At 61.1% G+C, this 18,444-nt stretch carries 17 protein-coding genes; 12 read left to right on the forward strand and 5 right to left on the reverse strand.

The features are described from left to right. The first annotated feature begins 316 nt into the window (after positions 1 to 316). From kdpF to M9827_RS15410, 6 genes are all read left to right on the forward strand, one after another. Positions 317 to 406 carry a K(+)-transporting ATPase subunit F gene (kdpF, locus tag M9827_RS15385; RefSeq protein WP_007899818.1) on the forward strand — a complete coding sequence of 30 codons (90 nt, stop codon included), beginning with the start codon at positions 317 to 319 and terminating at the stop codon, positions 404 to 406. Positions 407 to 414: 8 nt separating this feature from the next. Beyond that, positions 415 to 2,109 carry a potassium-transporting ATPase subunit KdpA gene (kdpA, locus tag M9827_RS15390; protein WP_250606058.1) on the forward strand — a complete coding sequence of 565 codons (1,695 nt, stop codon included), beginning with the start codon at positions 415 to 417 and terminating at the stop codon, positions 2,107 to 2,109. Positions 2,110 to 2,119: 10 nt separating this feature from the next. Next, the gene (gene kdpB / locus M9827_RS15395; protein WP_250606059.1) at positions 2,120 to 4,177 is read left to right on the forward strand and encodes a potassium-transporting ATPase subunit KdpB; all 2,058 of its coding nucleotides are present in this window, start codon (positions 2,120 to 2,122) and stop codon (positions 4,175 to 4,177) included. Positions 4,178 to 4,520: 343 nt separating this feature from the next. Continuing rightward, a complete protein-coding gene (gene kdpC, locus M9827_RS15400; protein WP_250606061.1) occupies positions 4,521 to 5,066 on the forward strand; it encodes a potassium-transporting ATPase subunit KdpC in 546 nt (181 codons plus the stop codon). 130 nt (positions 5,067 to 5,196) lie between these two features. Beyond that, entirely contained in the window at positions 5,197 to 7,848 is a 2,652-nt protein-coding gene (locus M9827_RS15405) for a DUF4118 domain-containing protein (protein ID WP_250606062.1), read from the forward strand. 48 nt (positions 7,849 to 7,896) lie between these two features. Then, positions 7,897 to 8,595, forward strand: a complete 699-nt coding sequence (locus M9827_RS15410) for a response regulator (protein WP_250606063.1) — start codon at positions 7,897 to 7,899, stop codon at positions 8,593 to 8,595. Between the two features lie 141 nt (positions 8,596 to 8,736). Here M9827_RS15410 and M9827_RS15415 read toward each other — a convergent pair whose 3' ends face one another. Beyond that, positions 8,737 to 9,783, reverse strand: coding sequence for a patatin-like phospholipase family protein (locus tag M9827_RS15415; RefSeq protein ID WP_250606065.1), 1,047 nt, complete (start codon positions 9,781 to 9,783; stop codon positions 8,737 to 8,739). A gap of 215 nt (positions 9,784 to 9,998) precedes the next feature. Between M9827_RS15415 and M9827_RS15420 the strand changes: the two genes are divergently transcribed. The 3 genes from M9827_RS15420 (at position 9,999) to M9827_RS15430 (ending at position 12,149) form a co-directional block, all read left to right on the forward strand. Next, a complete protein-coding gene (locus M9827_RS15420) occupies positions 9,999 to 10,277 on the forward strand; it encodes a hypothetical protein (RefSeq protein ID WP_007908543.1) in 279 nt (92 codons plus the stop codon). 79 nt (positions 10,278 to 10,356) lie between these two features. Further along, positions 10,357 to 11,121 (forward strand): CHAD domain-containing protein, encoded by a 765-nt coding sequence (locus M9827_RS15425; protein ID WP_250606066.1) that lies wholly within the window; start codon positions 10,357 to 10,359, stop codon positions 11,119 to 11,121. A 233-nt stretch (positions 11,122 to 11,354) separates the two neighbouring features. Continuing rightward, positions 11,355 to 12,149 carry an acyl-CoA thioesterase gene (locus M9827_RS15430; RefSeq protein ID WP_250606068.1) on the forward strand — a complete coding sequence of 265 codons (795 nt, stop codon included), beginning with the start codon at positions 11,355 to 11,357 and terminating at the stop codon, positions 12,147 to 12,149. A gap of 1 nt (position 12,150) precedes the next feature. Here M9827_RS15430 and M9827_RS15435 read toward each other — a convergent pair whose 3' ends face one another. The 3 genes from M9827_RS15435 to M9827_RS15445 form a co-directional block, all read right to left on the reverse strand. Continuing rightward, the gene (locus M9827_RS15435) at positions 12,151 to 12,516 is read right to left on the reverse strand and encodes a DUF962 domain-containing protein (protein WP_250606070.1); all 366 of its coding nucleotides are present in this window, start codon (positions 12,514 to 12,516) and stop codon (positions 12,151 to 12,153) included. Positions 12,517 to 12,703: 187 nt separating this feature from the next. Continuing rightward, complete coding sequence (locus M9827_RS15440; RefSeq protein ID WP_250606072.1) at positions 12,704 to 14,185, reverse strand: methyl-accepting chemotaxis protein; 1,482 nt, start codon at positions 14,183 to 14,185, stop codon at positions 12,704 to 12,706. Between the two features lie 176 nt (positions 14,186 to 14,361). Next, positions 14,362 to 15,168 carry a TatD family hydrolase gene (locus M9827_RS15445; protein WP_250606074.1) on the reverse strand — a complete coding sequence of 269 codons (807 nt, stop codon included), beginning with the start codon at positions 15,166 to 15,168 and terminating at the stop codon, positions 14,362 to 14,364. A gap of 236 nt (positions 15,169 to 15,404) precedes the next feature. Between M9827_RS15445 and M9827_RS15450 the strand changes: the two genes are divergently transcribed. The 3 genes from M9827_RS15450 (at position 15,405) to M9827_RS15460 (ending at position 17,930) form a co-directional block, all read left to right on the forward strand. Beyond that, positions 15,405 to 16,826 (forward strand): MltF family protein, encoded by a 1,422-nt coding sequence (locus M9827_RS15450; protein WP_250606075.1) that lies wholly within the window; start codon positions 15,405 to 15,407, stop codon positions 16,824 to 16,826. 112 nt (positions 16,827 to 16,938) lie between these two features. Beyond that, the gene (locus tag M9827_RS15455) at positions 16,939 to 17,373 is read left to right on the forward strand and encodes a DoxX family protein (RefSeq protein ID WP_158959291.1); all 435 of its coding nucleotides are present in this window, start codon (positions 16,939 to 16,941) and stop codon (positions 17,371 to 17,373) included. Between the two features lie 248 nt (positions 17,374 to 17,621). After that, complete coding sequence (locus tag M9827_RS15460) at positions 17,622 to 17,930, forward strand: class I SAM-dependent methyltransferase (protein ID WP_250606076.1); 309 nt, start codon at positions 17,622 to 17,624, stop codon at positions 17,928 to 17,930. A gap of 6 nt (positions 17,931 to 17,936) precedes the next feature. Here M9827_RS15460 and greB read toward each other — a convergent pair whose 3' ends face one another. Then, entirely contained in the window at positions 17,937 to 18,434 is a 498-nt protein-coding gene (gene greB, locus M9827_RS15465; protein WP_003226818.1) for a transcription elongation factor GreB, read from the reverse strand. Between the last annotated feature and the right edge of the window lie 10 nt (positions 18,435 to 18,444).

An 18,444-nucleotide genomic window follows, 5' to 3' on the forward strand; every position in this document is an offset into this window, starting at 1 on the left:
AGTTGAAAGCTGTCGTATCGGGGATGTTCACGGTGGGATAGCTGCATTTTGTGCGCCAGTTGGGTGCGATGTTGGCGTTTATGCCGTGTTCGCGAGCAGGCTCGCTTCCACAGGGGAATGCATTTCAAATTGTGGAAGCGAGCCTGCTCGCGAAGAGGCCCGGCCTGACGGCGCAAAAACCTGCTGTAACGCCCGCATAAACCCACTCTTTACGCTTTCTTTATGCCCAGCCAGACCCCTCGCTCTCGTTCCTTTACAGCCTCCTTTCCGACAATGCCTCCACACGCGGCAATACGCCGTAACACGGAGATCTTCCATGAGCGTTCTGGACGGGGTGTCACTGCTGTTGGCAGTGGGGCTGTTCATTTATCTGTTGGTTGCGCTGTTGCGCGCGGATCGGAACTAGGAGCGGCTATGCACAGTTATGACTATTGGCTGATCCTCGCGTTTTTTGCGCTGGTCTTGCTGCCGGCGCCGTTCCTTGGGCGCTTCTACTACAAGGTGATGGAAGGTCAGCGCACCTGGCTGACGCCGATTCTCGGGCCGGTCGAGCGCGGCTGTTATCGCGTCGCCGGGGTTGATCCTAACGCCGAGCAGAGCTGGCAGAAGTACACGCTGGCGCTGCTGGCGTTCAACCTCGCCGGTTTCCTCCTGCTGTTCGCGATTCTGTTGTTCCAGGATCACTTGCCGCTGAACCCGCAAAATCTGCCGGGCCAGGAATGGACGCAAGCGTTCAACACCGCGGTCAGTTTCATGACCAACACCAACTGGCAGTCCTACAGCGGTGAAGCGACCCTCAGCTATCTGAGCCAGATGGTCGGCCTCACCGTGCAGAACTTCGTCAGCGCCGCCACCGGCCTGGCTGTGCTGGTTGCGTTGTGCCGTGGCATTGGCCGCAAATCGACGAAAACCCTCGGCAACTTCTGGGTCGACATGACCCGCGCCACCCTCTACGGATTGCTGCCGCTGTGCCTGTTGCTGGCGCTGTATCTGGTCTGGCAGGGCGTGCCGCAAACCTTCGCGCAGTATGTGAACGCAGTGACGATGCAGGGCGTCGATCAAGTGATCCCGCTCGGCCCGGCCGCCAGCCAGATTGCGATCAAGCAACTGGGCACCAACGGTGGTGGTTTCTTCGGCGTCAATTCGGCGCATCCGTTCGAGAACCCGACCGCGTGGAGCAACCTGTTCGAAGTCGCTTCGATCATCCTGATTCCGGTGGCGCTGGTCTTCACCTTCGGCCATTACGTCAAGGACCTGCGTCAGAGCCGCGCGATCATCGCCTGCATGCTGGCGCTGTTCCTGATCGGCGGCGCGACCTCGCTGTGGGCCGAATATCAACCGAACCCGACTCTGAACAACGCTGCCGTTGAACAGACTGCACCACTGGAAGGTAAGGAAGCGCGTTTGGGCACCACCGCCACGGTGCTGTGGTCGGTGACGACGACGGCAGCCTCGAACGGCTCGGTCAACGGCATGCACGACAGCCTCAACCCGCTTAGCGGCATGGTTGCACTGGTCAACATGATGGTTGGCGAAGTGATCTTCGGCGGCGTCGGTGCCGGGCTCTACGGCATGTTGCTCAACGTGCTGATCGCGGTGTTCCTTGCCGGTCTGATGATTGGCCGTACGCCGGAATACCTCGGCAAGAAACTGCAGGCGCGGGAAGTGCAATTGTTGGTGGTTACGTTGCTGGTGATGCCGATTGGCGTGCTGGTGTTGGGTGCGATTGCCGCGAGCCTGCCAGGCCCGGTGGCCGCAGTGACTAACCCGGGGCCACACGGTTTCAGCCAGTTGCTCTACGCCTACACCTCGGCCAGCGCGAACAACGGTTCGGCGTTCGCAGGCTTCGGTGCCAACACCCCTTTTCACAACCTGATGCTTGGCTTTGGCATGTTGATCGGTCGCTTCGGCTACATCCTCCCGGTACTGGCACTGGCCGGCAGCCTGGCGATGAAGAAAACTGCACCGATCGGCCAGAACAGCTTCCCGACCCATGGCCCGCTGTTCGTGACCCTGTTGACCGTGACCATTTTGCTGGTGGGCGGCCTGACCTTCCTGCCAACCCTGGCGCTCGGCCCAATCGCCGAACACCTGAGCATGGGCTTCTAAGGAGCTGATGATGAATATGCCCGCAATCAAACCCGCTGCTGTCAAAGCGCCGGAACAAGCGAAAACCGCGATCTCGGCCCTGTGGCGGCCGGCGCTGGTGCAAGCCTTCGTCAAGCTCGACCCGCGGCAACTGAAGCGTTCGCCGGTGATGCTGGTGGTTGAGCTGACGGCGATTTTCACCACCGTGCTGTGCTTCATTCCGGACGCGGATGTGCCGACCTTCGTCGCTGCGCAAATCGCCCTGTGGCTGTGGTTCACCGTGCTGTTTGCCAACTTCGCCGAAGCCTTGGCCGAAGGTCGCGGCAAGGCCCGCGCCGACAGCCTCAAGGCGGGCAGCGAAGGCCTCAGCGCACGGCGTAAACAGGCCAACGGCAGCTTTCAAGTTGTGCCAGCGGCAAGTTTGCGCAAAGGCGATGTGGTGCGCGTCGAAGCCGGGGAAATGATCCCCGGTGACGGCGAAGTCATCGAAGGCATCGCGGCGGTCAACGAAGCGGCGATCACCGGTGAATCGGCACCGGTGATTCGTGAGTCCGGCGGCGACCGTTCGGCGGTCACCGGCAACACGCGCCTGGTGTCCGACTGGCTGCTGGTGAAGATCACCGCCAATCCGGGCGAGTCGACCCTTGATCGCATGATCGCACTGGTCGAAGGCGCCAAACGCCAGAAAACCCCGAACGAAGTGGCGCTGGATATCCTGCTGATCGGCCTGACCCTGATCTTCCTGCTGGTGGTCGTGACGCTGCAACCGTTCGCGCATTTCGCCAATGGCAGCCTGCCGCTGGTGTTTCTGGTAGCGCTGCTGGTCACGCTGATTCCGACCACCATTGGCGGTCTGCTGTCGGCCATCGGTATTGCCGGGATGGATCGTCTGGTGCGTCTGAACGTGATCGCCAAGTCTGGCCGTGCGGTAGAAGCAGCGGGCGACGTGCATGTGCTGTTGCTGGACAAGACCGGCACCATCACTTTCGGTAACCGTCGTTGCAGCGCGGTGTATGCCGCGCCGGGTGTGAGTGGTCGCGAGCTGGCCGAAGGGGCGTTGTTTGCCTCTTTGGCTGACGAAACCGCTGAAGGTAAATCCATCGTCGAATACCTGCGCGGTCTGCACCCGCAGCCTGAGCCGGCGCTGGAGACCTTGACCGCTGTGCCGTTCAGCGCTGAAACCCGTTTGTCCGGCGTCGACTATCAGGGCCGTGTCTATCGCAAAGGTGCAGTGGATTCGCTGCTGAGTTTCCTCGGCCAAAAACGCTCGGATCTGGCCCCGGCACTGTCGCGGGAAATCGACAAGATCGCCCAGAGCGGCGGCACGCCATTGCTGGTCTGTGCCGACGGCAAATTGCTGGGCGCGATCCACCTCAAGGACGTGGTCAAGCCGGGCATCCGCGAGCGCTTCGCCGAACTGCGCAAACTGGGCATTCGTACGGTGATGGTCACCGGCGACAACCCGCTGACCGCTGCCGCGATCGCTGCTGAAGCAGGCGTTGATGACGTTCTCGCCGAAGCCACCCCGGAGAAAAAACTCGCGCGCATTCGTCATGAGCAGAATGACGGTCGTCTGGTCGCGATGTGCGGTGACGGCGCCAACGATGCTCCGGCGCTGGCCCAGGCTGACGTCGGCATGGCGATGAACGACGGCACCCAGGCCGCCCGCGAAGCGGCGAACATGGTCGACCTCGACAGCGACCCGACCAAGCTGCTCGACGTGGTGCAGATCGGCAAGGAATTGCTGGTGACCCGTGGTGCGCTGACGACGTTTTCCATCGCCAACGACGTCGCCAAATACTTCGCGATTCTGCCGGCGCTGTTCGCCTCGATTTATCCGCAACTGGGCGTGCTGAACATCATGCAGCTGACCAGTCCGCAGAGCGCGATTCTCTCGGCGATTGTGTTCAACGCCTTGATCATCGTCGTGCTGATTCCGCTGGCGCTGCGCGGTGTACGCGTGCAGGCGGCGAGTGCGGCAGCGTTGCTGCGGCGCAACCTGTTGATCTATGGCTTGGGCGGGATTCTGGTGCCGTTCGTGGGGATCAAGGCGATCGACATGCTGCTCACGGCGCTGCATCTGGTGTGAGGCCGGAAAAAGCCCCTCACCCTAACCCTCTCCCAGAGGGAGAGGGGACTGACCGAGGTGTTTACGAGAGCTACATCGACTTGAAATACCGAGCCGAACTCAGGTTTTGAAAAGCACAGAAATCGGCTCCCTATCCCCTTGGCGACTTTGGAGGAGAGGGGACTGACCTAGGTGTTTACGGAAGCTGTACCGACCTGAAATCCCGAGTCGAACTCAGGTTTGAACTGCACAAAGATCGGCTCCCTTTCCCCCTCGCCCCCTTGGGGGAGAGGGCTGGGGTGAGGGGGAAAAGATCTCCCTGACACCCCGCAAAAGTTTGCCCAACGAATTCGAGGATCCTGCAATGTCCACAATGATACGTCCGGCCCTGAGCCTGCTGGTGCTAATGACCCTGATCACCGGCGTCGCCTATCCACTGGTGGTGACCGGTGTCGCGCAAGTCGCATTCCCCGCCCAAGCCAACGGCAGCCTGGTGCACGACGCCGACGGCAAGGTCCGCGGCTCGTCGCTGATCGCCCAGGATTTTGTCGGCGATGCGTGGTTCCATCCACGTCCCTCTGCCGGTGCGTTTGCGACCGTTTCCAGCAGCGCGAGCAACCTGGCCCCGAGCAATCCGGCACTGGCAACCCGCGTGATCGACGACGCCAACAAACTCCAGGTTCCCGGCCAAGGCCCAGTGCCATTGGCCCTGCTGACCACCTCCGGCAGTGGCCTCGATCCGCACTTGCCACCGGCGGCAATTGCCTATCAACTGGCGCGTGTCTCGGCAGCGCGAAATGTGCCGGTATCGACTCTTCAGCAACTGCTCGATGCGCATATCGAACAGCCGCTGGTGGGGCCGCCGGTGGTGAATGTGCTTGAGCTGAATATGGCACTGGAAAAACTCTGAATCAGCGGCGCGGCCATTCGCGAGCAGGCTCGCTCCCACAGTGGAATGCATACTTCTTGTGGGAGCGAGCCTGCTCGCGAATAGGGCCGAAAGAACACCGCATAACCATCAGCAAGAGAGAACATCAAGCATGAGCGACTCCGGCCGCGCCGACGCGCTGTTAGCAGACCTGCCCCGTGACGGCCGTGGCCGGCTCAAGGTTTTCCTCGGCGCCGCTCCCGGTGTCGGCAAGACCTACGCCATGCTCCAGGCCGCCCACACGCAATTGCGCCAAGGCGTGAAAGTCATCGCTGGCGTCGTCGAAACCCATGGCCGCGCCGAAACCGAAGCGCTGCTCGGCGGCTTGCCGCAGCAACCGTTGGTGCGCTCGGAATACCGTGGCGTGATGCTCGAAGAAATGGACCTCGACGGCATTCTCGCGGCCAAACCGAAACTGGTGCTGGTCGATGAGCTGGCCCACAGCAACGCCCCCGGCAGTCGCCACACGAAACGCTGGCAAGACATTCAGGAACTGCTCGCCGCCGGCATCGACGTGTTCACCACGGTCAACGTCCAGCACCTGGAAAGTCTCAATGATCAGGTGCGCGGCATCACCGGTGTGCAAGTGCGCGAAACCCTGCCGGACTGGGTCCTGCAAGAGGCCTACGAACTGCTGCTGATCGACCTGCCGCCACGTGAATTGCTCGAGCGTCTGCGCGAAGGCAAAGTCTACGTGCCGGAGCAGGCCCGCGCGGCGATCGATGCGTTTTTCACCCAGACCAACCTCACCGCGTTGCGTGAATTGGCGATGCAAACCGCCGCCGCGCAGGTCGATAACGATCTCGCCCAAGGCTATCGCCAACTTGGTCAGGCGGCCCCGGCGGTGCGTGGACGCCTGCTGGTCGGCGTCGATGGCGATGCGCAGGCCGAACGCCTGGTGCGCCATGCCAGTCGCGTCGCCCAGCGCCGGCATTTGCCGTGGAGTCTGGTGCATGTCGATAACGGCAGCGTGCGCGATGAGCAATCGCGCCTGCGCCTGCAAAGCGCTCAGCAATTGGCCGAGCGCCTGGGCGGTGAAGTGGTGTTGCTGCGCGCCGGTGAGGTGGCGAAAACCCTGATCCAGCATGCCGCCGAACGCCGTGCGAGTCTGGTGCTGGTTGGGCAGTCCCGGCCACGTCTACGCCGGCGTCTGTTTGGCGGTGGCCTCGCGGCGCGCCTGCTGCGTCAGGCTCACGGGCTGGAGATCAACGTCCTCGACAGCGATCAGCAACAGCATCAACCGCGCCCGCGCAATGCGCTGACCCTGGTGTGGTTCGACTATGCCTTGGCGCTGGTCGCCACCGTATTGGCCACCGCCCTGGCGTGGGCAGTGTCGAGCGTGCTGCCGCTGCCGAACATCTCGCTGGTGTTCCTTGCGGCGGTGCTGTTGGTGGCGGTGCGCAGCAGTCTCGGCCCGGCGCTGGCCTGTGCCGCGCTGTCGTTTCTGACCTATGACTTTCTGTTCATTCCGCCGAATTTTTCCTTCGCCATCCAGCGCGAAGAAGACGTCCTGACGCTGTTGTTTTTCCTGCTGATGGCGGCGCTCACCGGCAACCTCGCGGCGCGTCAGCGTCGGCAATTGCAGGCCTTGCGCGATACCCAGGAAGAGACCACCGAATTGCTCGACCTGTCGCGCAAACTCACCGCCGCAACCGATCGCCAAGCGGTGGTCAGCGCCGCCGCGCAGCACCTCAATGGCTGGAGCGATCTGCAGTTGTGCCTGCTCAACCGCGACGGCCAGGGCGGCTGGAAAGTCGAGACCGGTGGCCCGCTGGAATTTACCGAGTCCGAACGCGCCGCCGCCGATTGGGCCTGGCAACACGATCAACCGGCAGGCATGGGCACCGGCACATTGCCGTTCGGACGCTGGTGGTGGTGGCCGCTTTCGGTCGAGGACGGGCCGCTGGCCTTGCTCGGTGTTTGCGCCAAGGAAGGCCAGACCTTGAGCGGTCAACGTCGGCGTTTGCTCACCGCGTTGAGTCAGCCGCTCGCCCAAGCGCTGGCGCGCGCGCAGTTGGCTGATGACCTGGAAGCCGCGCGCCTGCACGGTGAAACCGAACAACTGCGCAGTGCCTTGCTGGCCTCCGTGTCCCACGATTTGCGCACGCCGCTGACCGCCATGCGCGGCAGCATCGATAGCCTGTTGGCCCTCGGCGAAGCGATCCCGCTGGAGGATCGGCGTGAACTGCTCGAAGGCACTCGCGATGAAGCCGAACGCCTCGATCGCTACATCCAGAATCTGCTCGACATGACCCGCCTCGGCCACGGCGCGCTGAAACTGGCGCGAGACTGGGTGTCGCCCGCCGATATCGTCGGCAGTTCGCTCAATCGTCTGCGCGCGGTGCTGGCGCCATTGCAGGTCAGCACCGATGTGCCGGCCGAGTTGCCGCTGTTGTTCGTGCATGCGGCGCTGATCGAGCAAGCACTGGTCAATGTATTGGAAAACGCCGCACGTTTCTCACCCGCGCACGGTCGCTTGCAACTGAGTGCGGGCGCGAATGACCAGGAGATTTTCTTCTCGGTCAGCGACGAGGGGCCGGGGATTCCCGAGGAGGAACGGGCGAAGATTTTCGACATGTTCTACACCGCTGCCCGGGGTGATCGTGGCGGCCAGGGCACCGGCCTCGGCCTGGCAATCTGTCAGGGCATGATCGGTGCGCACGGTGGGCGTATCAGCGTCGCTGACGGCATCGACGGACGCGGCACCTGCATCACCTTGCACTTGCCGTTGCAGACGCAACCGGGGCTGGACCATGAAGCCTGATGCGGACTGCGCTACTCTCTTGCCATTCTTTTGTGTTGATGTGAATTCATGAGCCAGACCGCGACCATTTTGGTCATCGACGACGAACCGCAGATCCGCAAGTTTCTGCGCATCAGCCTCGCTTCCCAGGGCTACAAAGTGCTCGAGGCCGGCACCGGTGCCGAAGGGCTGGCGCAGGCCGCACTGAACAAGCCGGACTTATTGGTGCTCGACCTCGGTTTACCGGACATGGACGGCCAGCAGGTGCTGCGCGAGTTTCGCGAGTGGGCCACGGCGCCGGTGCTGGTGTTGTCGGTGCGCGCCAGCGAAGGGCAGAAAGTCCAGGCGCTGGATGGCGGTGCCAACGATTACGTGACCAAGCCCTTTGGCATTCAGGAATTTCTCGCCCGGGTTCGTGCGTTGTTGCGTCAGGCTCCGGCAGGGGAGGCGCAGCAGGCGGCGCTGAGCTTCGGCCCGCTGACGGTGGATCTGGCCTATCGGCGAGTGTTGCTCGACGGTGTCGAAGTGGCGCTGACCCGCAAGGAATACGCGGTGCTGGCGCAACTCGCGCGGCATCCGGGGCGGGTGATTACCCAGCAGCAACTGCTCAAGGATATCTGGGGGCCGACCCATACCGAGGACAGCCATTATCTGCGGATTGTGGTGGGGCATTTGCGCCAGAAGCTGGCGGATGATCCGACGCGGCCGCGGTTTATCGTGACTGAGGCGGGGGTTGGCTATCGGCTGTTGAATGACAACACTCTTTAGCTATTTGTTGTCCCGGCAGACGCCATCGCTGGCAAGCCAGCTCCCACAGGTTTTTCAGCTGTGATTGAAATCTGTGTATCACCTCGATCACTGTGGGAGCTGGCTTGCCAGCGATGAGGCCCTTAAAGACTGCGGAAAACTTCAGGGCTCTCTGCTCTGCTCACTGTCGTACCGATCCAGCGTATCCCGGGCAATCTCGCGCCCTAATGCGATCAACTCCGGCGCCTTGTAAAACTCGAAAAACCGGCACACGCGCTTCGGCACGTTGATCAGGATGTCCGGCGGATACCCGGCAATCTTGTACTGCGCCAACGAGGTCTGCATCACCTCGAAACTCTGGTTGATCAAATCCAGCAACGAGGCCGGCCCGACGTTATCGATGATGAATGACCCGGTCGCCGATTTCGGCGCGCCTTCACGCTCTGGTGCGGCGGCCGGTTGCTGGCTCTCCGGCTCGACGCCTTCCAGCCAGGGATTGATGTCCGCCGCTTCGGCGCGCAGCGCCTCCTGTTCGAGACGCAATAATTGCTCGGCCTGTGTACGGCGGAACGGCATCTTCGACCCCAGCGATCGGATCAGGTTGTCGAAGCGTGAGCGGAACGCGGCGGGGCGCTGGATCACCGGCAATTTGTAGTGACGCTGGTTGGTCGAGTTGAGGTTGACCGCAATGATCAGATCGCAGTGACTCGACACCACCGGCACGATTGGCAACGGGTTGAGAATGCCGCCGTCGACCAGCATGCGATTGCCCTGCATCACCGGAGTGAACAGGCTGGGAATCGCCGCCGAGGCGCGCATGGCCTGATGCAGGCAGCCTTCCTGAAACCAGATCTCCTGTTGATTGGTGAGGTCGGCGGCGACGGCGGTGTAGGGGATACGCAAGTCTTCGATGTTGACCTCGCCGACGATCTTGCGGATCTGCCCGAAGACCTTTTCGCCGCGAATCGCGCCGAGACGAAAACTCACGTCGACCAGGCGCAAGACGTCGAGGTAATCGAGGCTTTCGATCCAGTTCTTGTAAACGTCGAGTTTGCCGGCGGCATAGATCCCGCCAACCACGGCGCCCATCGAACAGCCAGCAATACAGGCGATTTCGTAACCGCGTTTCTCGATCTCTTCAATGACCCCGATATGGGCATAGCCCCGGGCGCCACCGGAACCCAGCACCAGCGCAACACGTTTTTTCATCCAGCGTCCTCCCGACAAGGTTCCACAATGCACCCATCGCCGGGCAGGCTCAATCGCCGAAGTCGTTGAGTGCGCCAGTGACGTCGTTTTTTCGCTACTGCATGGCCCTTCAGCGCTATCCTTCTCAGTTGCGCGGTTTCACCCGCCGGCAAGGCACTTTTTCGCAGCCTTACCGTCTTACCTGCACGACTGTTGACCTATTTGAGGTGTGAGTGATGAAAGCCTGGATCTGTGTGCCGTTGATGGCTTTGGCATTGGCCGGTTGCGCCGGTAAAACCGCTTACCGCGACAGCTGCGGCAGCCAGCTCGACGCGGCCTGGCATGAGCTGGATCTGGCCAAGGCCGAAGGCTTTGCCGGCACCGTTAGCTACTCCAAAGCGTTGTCGCTGCTGACCGCCGCCAAGACCCAGCAGCAGTTCGAAGGGTTCGAAGGCTGCAGCAAGAAAGCCGAGAAAGCGCGCTTCTATATTCGCGAATCCCGCGCCGGGCGCTAAGCTGCTGACGTGAAGCAAGGAGGCTGCGTTCACGAAACGGCAGCATGTTCTTCAGAGCCATTTGAATCAGGAGCAAGTGATGTCTGCGTTGGTTGATCGGTTGGTGGCTCATGTCCTGAGCCTGGAGGTGCGGCTGCTGGCCTGTCAGGCGCGATTGACGGCTCGCACCGACCCCGAGGCGTTGCATGATCTGCGCACCACGGTGCGGCGCTTGCGCAGCCTGTTGCGGCCCTTGCGTGGTTTGCCCGGGGTCGAACAACTGGAAGATTCCGCCTCGGCCGTCGGCCAATTGACCACCCCGTGGCGTGATCGCGAAGTGTTGGCGGCGTACCTGCTCGCGCACGATCAACCGGCAGCTGCGCAACGGCGCATGGCGCAAATGGCCGAGGCCTATCCGGCGCTGGCGGCGAGTACCGAAGTGGCCTCGCTGCTGATGATTCTCGACGCGTTCCCGCGATTCCTGCGCGCTTCCCAGCGTCAGGGCTTGCTCAAAGGTTTGGATAAACGCATCGAAAAACGCTTGGGCAAGCAATGGCAGAAACTCGACGAGGCGCTGCACGACCCGGCCCACGACCGCCATCGCCTGCGCTTGCTGATCAAACGCGTGCGCTACGGCATCGAAGCCTATCCCGAACTGGATCGCCTGCCCGAGGCGGCGCTGGCGCGTCTCAAGTCTGCCCAAGGCGCGTTGGGTGACTGGCACGATTACTGGCAGTGGTTGGCGAGAGCCGAGCAGGAGGCCGATCTTCAGCCCTGTGTGGCGACCTGGCGGGCCACCATGATCAACGCTGAAGCCAAGGCTGATCGCGTGCTGGAAAAACTCAGTTCAGCCTGCTTCAAATAACCTGAGCCCCGCGATATCCCCTGTAGGAGCTGCCGAAGGCTGCGATCTTTTGATCTTGTTGTTAAAAATCAAAATCAAAAGATCGCAGCCTTCGGCGCTCCTACAGGTTTTTGTGACTAAATTTGAAATACGGTAAGGCCTTTCTGTCAGCCCATTTGACCGGAATAGACGCTGCGGCGCTGTGCAGGTCTGGTTAAGATCCGTGCATTCCTTTTTTGTTTTCTGAGGTTGTCATGCGCTTTAGCGATCTGCTCGAGGCGGTCCGCCGCCAACCGGAACTGACGATCCCTGCCGAATGGGGCCAGGGCCGTGCCAGTTTCGGTGGTCTGGTGGCCGCGCTGCAATACGAAGCCATGCGCGCGAAAGTACCGGCAGATCGCCCGGTGCGTTCGCTGGCGATCAGTTTTGTCGGCCCTGTCGAGCCCGAAGTGCCGGTGACTTTCGAAGTGGATGTGCTGCGCGAAGGCAAAGCCGTCAGTCAGGTCATGGGTCGGGCGATGCAGAATGGTCAGGTGGTGACGATCGTTCAGGGCAGCTTCGGTGCTTCGCGGCCCTCGGAGGTGGCAGTCGAAGCGTATCCGGCGCCATCAATGAAGCACTGGGACGAATGCCAGGAGTTGCCGTACATCAAAGGCGTGACCCCGGAGTTCATGCGTCATCTGGCAATGCGCTGGAGTGTTGGCGGCATGCCGTTCACCGGTACTCAATCGCGGTTGATGGGCGGCTGGGTGCGCTTGCGTGGAGATGTCAAAGAAGAGCCGGTCAATGAGGCGCATCTGCTGGCCCTGGTGGACGCGTGGCCGCCCGCGCTGTTGCCGTATCTGAAGAAGCCTGCCCCCGGCAGCACATTGACCTGGACCATCGAATTCGTGCAGCCGCTACACGATTTGAGCACGCTGGACTGGTGCCAGTACCTCGCCGATATCGAATACGCCGCCGACGGTTACGGCCATGTGGCCGCCAAGCTGTGGAGCGCAAAAGGCGAGTTGATTGCGATGAGTCGCCAGACCGTCACGATCTTCGCCTGACTCAATGCCGACGGTGGCGCTCACGCCAGGCGCGCCACCAGCCGCCACCGAGCAAGAAGCGCGGAAAGGTCAGGAACTGCTCGACCAGCAAACGCGACACCGCGTCTTTACGATCACTGAACGGCTCGGAGGCTTGCGCCTCCAGGCTGTGGCCGTGGCGCTGCAAACCCAGCGCCGCGATGATGCCGATCACGCCGATGGCGACGCTGGCCAGACTCAGGCTGAACACCCCGGAGACGATCAGCAGAAACGCGACGATGAACAACGGCACGGCAATCAGGTGCAGCACCAGATTGGTCGGGTGCTGATGATTGCCCGGGTACGCGCGCCATTGCCACGCGGGAAGGTTGGGGTGACGTTTGCCCATGTTTGCTACTCCTCGATCCATGTTGAACTCATGGTTGAAGAATAGGCCCGGGCGCAGAGGGCGGCGAATCAAGGTTGGCTATTGGCATCATAGGGATGATGGACAAAAAAGATCGTAGCCTTCGGCAGCTCCTACATTGAAATGCGTACATCTGTAGGAGCTGCCGAAGGCTGCGATCTTTTGATCTTCAGAGTTTCAACTGCCCAATTGCTTTGTTGAGCTCCCCAGCCAGCGTCGCCAACTCATTACTGGTTGTGGCCGAATCCACCGTCTGCTGCACAGTGTTCTCGGTCACATCGCGAATACTCACCACCGCCCGGTTCATTTCCTCGGCAACCTGGCTTTGCTGCTCCGCCGCCACGGCAATCTGCGTATTGCTTTCACGCATCTGCGCCACGGCACCGGTGATTTCCGCCAGCGCCTCGCCAGCCTCCTGTGCTTGCTGCACGCAGTCGTCAGCCTTGTACGAACTCTCCTGCATGAAATCCACCGCATCGCGGGTCCCAGCCTGCAAGGCCGAGACCATCGTGGTGATCTCGTCGGTCGAGGTCTGCACGCGTTTGGCCAGGTTACGCACCTCATCGGCCACCACCGCAAAACCTCGGCCCATCTCACCGGCGCGGGCGGCTTCGATGGCAGCGTTCAGTGCCAACAGGTTGGTCTGCTCGGCAATGCTGTGAATCACGCTGACCACGCCGTTGATCTTCTGGCTGTCCTCGGCCAGCCGTTGAATCATCTCGGCGGTCTGCTGCACACCGCTGGATAACCCGGCAATCGAATGCTGCACCCGCGCGACCACTTGCTGACCGCTGCCGGCGAGGCCATCGGCGGTCTGCGACAGGTCGCGGGTGGCGCCGGCGTGCTGGGCGATGTGGTAAACGGTGGCGGTCATTTCGTTGATCGCGGTGGCGGCCTGATCGGTTTCGCTCTGCTGGCCGAGCATGCCGTGGCGCACTTCGTTCATGCTCGATGCCAGCCGCGCTGCGCCGACATCCAGTTGCCGCGCCGTGTTAGCCACTGTGGTGACGACACGTTGATAACCGGCTTGCATCGCGTTGAACGCATTGGCCATCTGCCCGACTTCGTCTTTGCCGGCCAGCGGCACTCGGGCCGAGAGATCGCCGCTTTTCTCGACGTGGAGCATCACGTCTTTCAGCGTATTGAGCTGGCTGAGCAAGAAGCGGATCAACAGTTGCGAGGCGCACAGCATGGCGAACATCAGGATAAACACCGCCACCGCATAATTGGCGAAACGCTCGCTGAACACCTGACTCAGACTCGGGCCGTAGGCAATCACCGCAACCTGCTGGCCATCGGCGCGACCGAACACTTCGGCGCCCATCAGCGGGTTATCGCCGAACAGCGGCATGTGATTGATGTCGTTCCAGCCGTTGCTTTCCGTGATTTCCAGCAAGGGTTGATCGTTCAGGCGCGGAGCTTCACCGCGTTTGAAGGTCAGCACGTGATCCGCCTTCGGCAGCGGCTGCCCGGCCGGCCAGGCCTTGAGCAATTGCGCCTGGGCCTGTGCGGAAACCTGCGACGCGTGACTGCGCGCCTGTTGTTCGAGCTGCACGGCGTACAGCACCAGCAGCAGGGTGGTGACGAAGGCGACCGCATTGACCGCCCAGAATTTGTATTTCAGCGAGATATTGCTAAGCCAGGCACCCATGGAGGTCTTCTCTGATAGCGGAAACAGTTTTGGCAAGGTGCCAGCATTGTGCCGCTATGCAGAAGACTCTATTTGATGTGGGTCAAGAGATCAAAAGATCGCAGCCTTCGGCAGCTCCTACATTCGGATGGGCGTACACCCTGTAGGAGCTGCCGAAGGCTGCGATCTTTTGCGGCTTACGCCAATGCCGGGAGGTTGTAGAACGTTCGGGCACACGCGGTGGTGTGCGCCGCCAGATCTTCCTCGGTTTCGCCGCGATGCAACGCCACTTCACGCAGCACTTCAGTCAGATATGCCGGCTCATTGCGGCCGTTTTTCGGTTTTGGTCGGAGCGTGCGCGGCAGCAGGTACGGCGCATCGCTTTCCAGCATCAAGCGCCCACGCTTGATCTCTTTCACCAGTGGATGCAAATGCGTGCCCCGGCGCTCGTCGCAGATCCAGCCGGTGATACCAATGTGCAGATCCAGATCGAGGTAGCTGAACAGGGCTTTTTGCTCGCCGGTGAAGCAGTGCACCACAGCGGCGGGCAGTTGATCGCGGAAGTCCTTGAGGATTTCCAGCAGGCGCTGGCTCGCGTCACGCTCGTGCAGAAACACCGGCAGTTGCAGTTCAACGGCCAGCGCCAGATGCTCTTCGAGGACTTTTTCCTGCTGTGGCCGCGGCGAGAAATCCCGGTTGAAATCCAGCCCGCATTCACCCACCGCGACCACATTGGATTCCTTCAGCAAACTGCGCAGGCGGCGCGCGCTGTCGGCGTTCCAGTCACTGGCCGAATGCGGGTGAATACCGGCGGTGGCGAACAGTCGCTGGCCGCTTTCATCGAGTTGCTGGCACAGCTCCAGGGCTTGCTCGCTGCCCTCGACGCTGGTGCCGGTCAGCACCAGTTGGCAGACCCCGGCGGCATAGGCGCGATCAAGCACGGCCTGGTGTTTGTCGGCGAAACTGGGGTTGGTCAGGTTGACGCCGATATCGATGAGTTGCATGGTTGCTACCTCGGGCCGAAGGCCGGAAAGCATACCAGAGCTGTAGATTCATAAGAAAAGCCAAGAACTACAACGACTTATAGCTGTCTGTTGATGCCGCGACGCAGACCGGTTTGGTTGAAGTGCCATTACTGTGCCAGTCTCTCGCACGTTGCCAGCGCTCATGGCGCTCTGTTTTCGTCGGTGATTTCGATCTTTTAACGATGAAATCGCCCCGTATTCTTTTCGGAGAGTGGATGGTTCGTCCCTCGGTTTTGCTCCTGTTGTGTGGCTCGCTGCTATTGCCGATGACGGCGGTCGCGCGCCTGCCCGGGCCGCTGCAAGCCGTGCCAGCCGCCAAAGTGCGGGATTTATCCGAGATTCGCAGCAGCCGCGTGTTGCGCGTGCTGGTCAACCAGAGCCGCAACAGCTCCGGCGAAGTGCAGGGCCAGGCCATTGGCGTCGAATACCATCGTCTGCGCGCCTTCGAGCAATACCTCAATGGCTACGCCCGCGACGGCCAGGAAATCACCCTCAAGATCATTCCCAAAGCCAAGGATCAATTGCTCGGCGCTTTGCAGCGTGGCGAGGGTGATCTGGTCGCGCCGGGCGAACTGCTCGATCTGCAATCGGGCTACGCCGTGGCCAGTAGCGAACCGATCGCCAGCAATGTGCCGCTGGTGCTGGTCGGGATCAAGGGCGAGCGGCGCTACACCAAGGTCGAGCAGCTGTCCGGCAAAACCCTGGCGTTGCCCACTGGCAGTGCGGCGGGGGAGGCGGTCAGTCAGCTCAATCAGAAACTGGCGTTGCACAAACTGGCGCCGATCAAGATCGAATGGGTCGATCCGACCCTGGCGGTCGAAGATGTGCTGGAGATGGTGCAGGGCGGGATTTTCCACCTGACCATCGTCGAGCAACCCATTGCCGAGCGCTGGGGCAAGATCTTGCCGAAGCTGCGTTTTGACCGGCAACTGATGATCAGCGAGCCGGGCGAGGAGTACTGGTTCGTACGCCGCGACGCCTCGATGTTGCGCGCAAGCATCGACCGCTTTCTCGGCGGTTACAAGAAGCCATCCAATGAAGACGCCGCGTTTCTGCGCATCTATCGGCGTCTCTATCAAGTCCACTATCCATTGGCCAAGGCTGATCGCCAGCGCCTGGAAAAGCTGCGCCCGACCCTGCAAAAGCACGCCCAGGCGCAGAACATGGACTGGTTGAATCTGGCCGCACTGGCGTTCAAGGAATCACGCCTGCAACCCAATGCCCGCAGCGGCAGTGGTCCGACCGGGCTGATGCAGATCACCCCGTCCGCTGCTCAGCGTGTCGGCGTGAATAACATTCAGAATCTCGATTCGAATGTGCAGGCCGGGGCCAAGTACCTGGCCATGATCCGCCGCAAGTTCTTCAACAGCCCCAAGCTCAATGAACGTGAACGCATGGCGTTCACGTTGGCGGCCTACAACATCGGCCCCGAACGCGTGCAGGGCATGCGCGCTGAAGCCCGACGGCGGGGGCTGAATCCCAATCAGTGGTTCTTCCAGGTCGAGCGCATCGCCATGGAGCAGGTAGGAATGGGGCCGGTCAGCTATGTTAATAGCGTGAACAAGTATTACTTGGCGTTCGACCGGGAGCGGGAGTCGTTGGAGCCCGGGGTGCAAAAAGTCGTCTCACGGAAATGATCTAATAAACTGATTGTTATGGCGGAATATTTGCGCTTTTAACATGAAATTTACTGATTAATATAGCGGCCAACCAACACACACAACTTCTCGCAAAAACAAGGAATGCCCCATGAGCTCTCTGATCAACAAAGTACTGTTCACCCGCGCTGGCTACGGTCTGACCCTCCTGCGCATCGCCGTCGGCGTGATCTTCGCGGCCCACGGTTCGCAAAAACTTTTCGGTCTGTTCGGTGGTTATGGTCTGGCTGGCACCGCGCAATACATGGACAGCATCGGTCTGCACCCAGGCTACCTGATGGCGACGCTGGCGGGCGGAACTGAATTCTTCGCTGGCCTGGCGTTGATCATCGGCCTGCTGGTGCGCCCGGCGGCATTGGGTCTGACCTTCCTGTCGCTGGTAGCGATCTTCACCGTACACATCAGTAACGGTCTGTTTATGGCCAACAACGGTTACGAGTTCGCTCTGGCGCTGCTCGGTGGCAGCCTTGCCGTCCTGATCGAAGGCGCCGGCAAGCTCTCGGTGGATCGCGCCATCGCCGGTTGAAGGCTCTGGCTCAGGCAATAGGCCCGCATTGTGCGGGCCTTTTTTGTTGCAGCTGATTCTTGACACTGATCGGTCACGTTCTCTAGGATGTTGCCCATGCGCCGATTTAAACAGCTACTTGCGGGGCGCCAGGTGACTTCAACAGTTGCCGTCAGAAGCCGAAACGAGGCTTCGAAATACCGCTAAAGCGCTGGTTCGGTGTTGCCTCTCACCTGCCATGCAGACTTTTGAGGCAGAGACACGACACGATGAATGCACTACACCCTCCAGCACGTCCAGCGCCGATCACTGCGCATATCACTCAACGCAACCCGAAAATCCTCCTTGGCGGCAAACATCAGCCGACGCTGTTGCGTTATCTCGATGGTTGGCCACGTCGCAGCGGCGGCCCTGCCGCGTTTCTGATCCAGTTTGTCGAAGACGGCGAGTCGCTGGCACGTTTTGCCAGTGACAGTTTCGATCTGGCGGTGATTCAGGCACCGACTGCCGAAGATGCGCCGGAAATGATCAAGCAACTGACCCGCGTTGCACGTCAGGGTCTGATCACCCGCCGCTGACAGGCTTTACGGATAGTCGATGGCGACGATGTAAACGAACTGCTCACCGGTGGGTGTCTGCACCCTGACTTCTGCGTCCAGCGCCTTGCCGATCAAAGCGCGGGCCAGGGGCGAGTCGATGCTGATCAGACCCAGTTTCAGATCCAGTTCATCCGGGCCGACGATGCGGTAGCGCGATTGCTTGCCGTCTTCGTCCTCGATGGTCACCCAGGCACCGAAGTAGACCTTGTTCGGGTCGCTGGGTTTTTCGCTGACGACTTTCAGAGCTTCGAGACGTTTGGTCAGAAAGCGCACGCGACTGTCGATCTCGCGCAGCATTTTCTTGCCATAGGTGTACTCGGCGTTTTCCGAGCGATCGCCCTGCGCCGCCGCCTCACTGACTGATTGCGTCACCTGCGGGCGGCGCACATGCCACAGCTCATGGAATTCGGCGCGCATCCGCGCTTCACCTTCGGGAGTGATCAGCGCGGTGCCGGCGGTGCGGGGAGGGCGATAACGGCTCATGGCAACTTCT

The sequence above is a fragment of the Pseudomonas sp. AKS31 genome (assembly GCF_023634765.1).
In the GTDB taxonomy this organism is placed as follows: Bacteria; Pseudomonadota; Gammaproteobacteria; order Pseudomonadales; family Pseudomonadaceae; genus Aquipseudomonas.

Excerpts from the sequence above, each read along its gene's own strand:
- M9827_RS15405 (WP_250606062.1), top strand. The coding sequence starts at position 5,197 with ATGAGCGACTCCGGCCGCGCCGACGCGCTGTTAGCAGACCTGCCCCGT.
- M9827_RS15440 (WP_250606072.1), bottom strand. The coding sequence starts at position 14,185 with ATGGGTGCCTGGCTTAGCAATATCTCGCTGAAATACAAATTCTGGGCG.
- M9827_RS15430 (WP_250606068.1), top strand. The coding sequence starts at position 11,355 with ATGCGCTTTAGCGATCTGCTCGAGGCGGTCCGCCGCCAACCGGAACTG.
- M9827_RS15415 (WP_250606065.1), bottom strand. The coding sequence starts at position 9,783 with ATGAAAAAACGTGTTGCGCTGGTGCTGGGTTCCGGTGGCGCCCGGGGC.
- M9827_RS15445 (WP_250606074.1), bottom strand. The coding sequence starts at position 15,168 with ATGCAACTCATCGATATCGGCGTCAACCTGACCAACCCCAGTTTCGCC.
- M9827_RS15460 (WP_250606076.1), top strand. The coding sequence starts at position 17,622 with ATGAATGCACTACACCCTCCAGCACGTCCAGCGCCGATCACTGCGCAT.
- kdpF (WP_007899818.1), top strand. The coding sequence starts at position 317 with ATGAGCGTTCTGGACGGGGTGTCACTGCTGTTGGCAGTGGGGCTGTTC.
- kdpC (WP_250606061.1), top strand. The coding sequence starts at position 4,521 with ATGTCCACAATGATACGTCCGGCCCTGAGCCTGCTGGTGCTAATGACC.
- kdpA (WP_250606058.1), top strand. The coding sequence starts at position 415 with ATGCACAGTTATGACTATTGGCTGATCCTCGCGTTTTTTGCGCTGGTC.
- M9827_RS15455 (WP_158959291.1), top strand. The coding sequence starts at position 16,939 with ATGAGCTCTCTGATCAACAAAGTACTGTTCACCCGCGCTGGCTACGGT.
- M9827_RS15450 (WP_250606075.1), top strand. The coding sequence starts at position 15,405 with ATGGTTCGTCCCTCGGTTTTGCTCCTGTTGTGTGGCTCGCTGCTATTG.
- kdpB (WP_250606059.1), top strand. The coding sequence starts at position 2,120 with ATGAATATGCCCGCAATCAAACCCGCTGCTGTCAAAGCGCCGGAACAA.
- M9827_RS15425 (WP_250606066.1), top strand. The coding sequence starts at position 10,357 with ATGTCTGCGTTGGTTGATCGGTTGGTGGCTCATGTCCTGAGCCTGGAG.
- M9827_RS15435 (WP_250606070.1), bottom strand. The coding sequence starts at position 12,516 with ATGGGCAAACGTCACCCCAACCTTCCCGCGTGGCAATGGCGCGCGTAC.
- M9827_RS15410 (WP_250606063.1), top strand. The coding sequence starts at position 7,897 with ATGAGCCAGACCGCGACCATTTTGGTCATCGACGACGAACCGCAGATC.
- greB (WP_003226818.1), bottom strand. The coding sequence starts at position 18,434 with ATGAGCCGTTATCGCCCTCCCCGCACCGCCGGCACCGCGCTGATCACT.
- M9827_RS15420 (WP_007908543.1), top strand. The coding sequence starts at position 9,999 with ATGAAAGCCTGGATCTGTGTGCCGTTGATGGCTTTGGCATTGGCCGGT.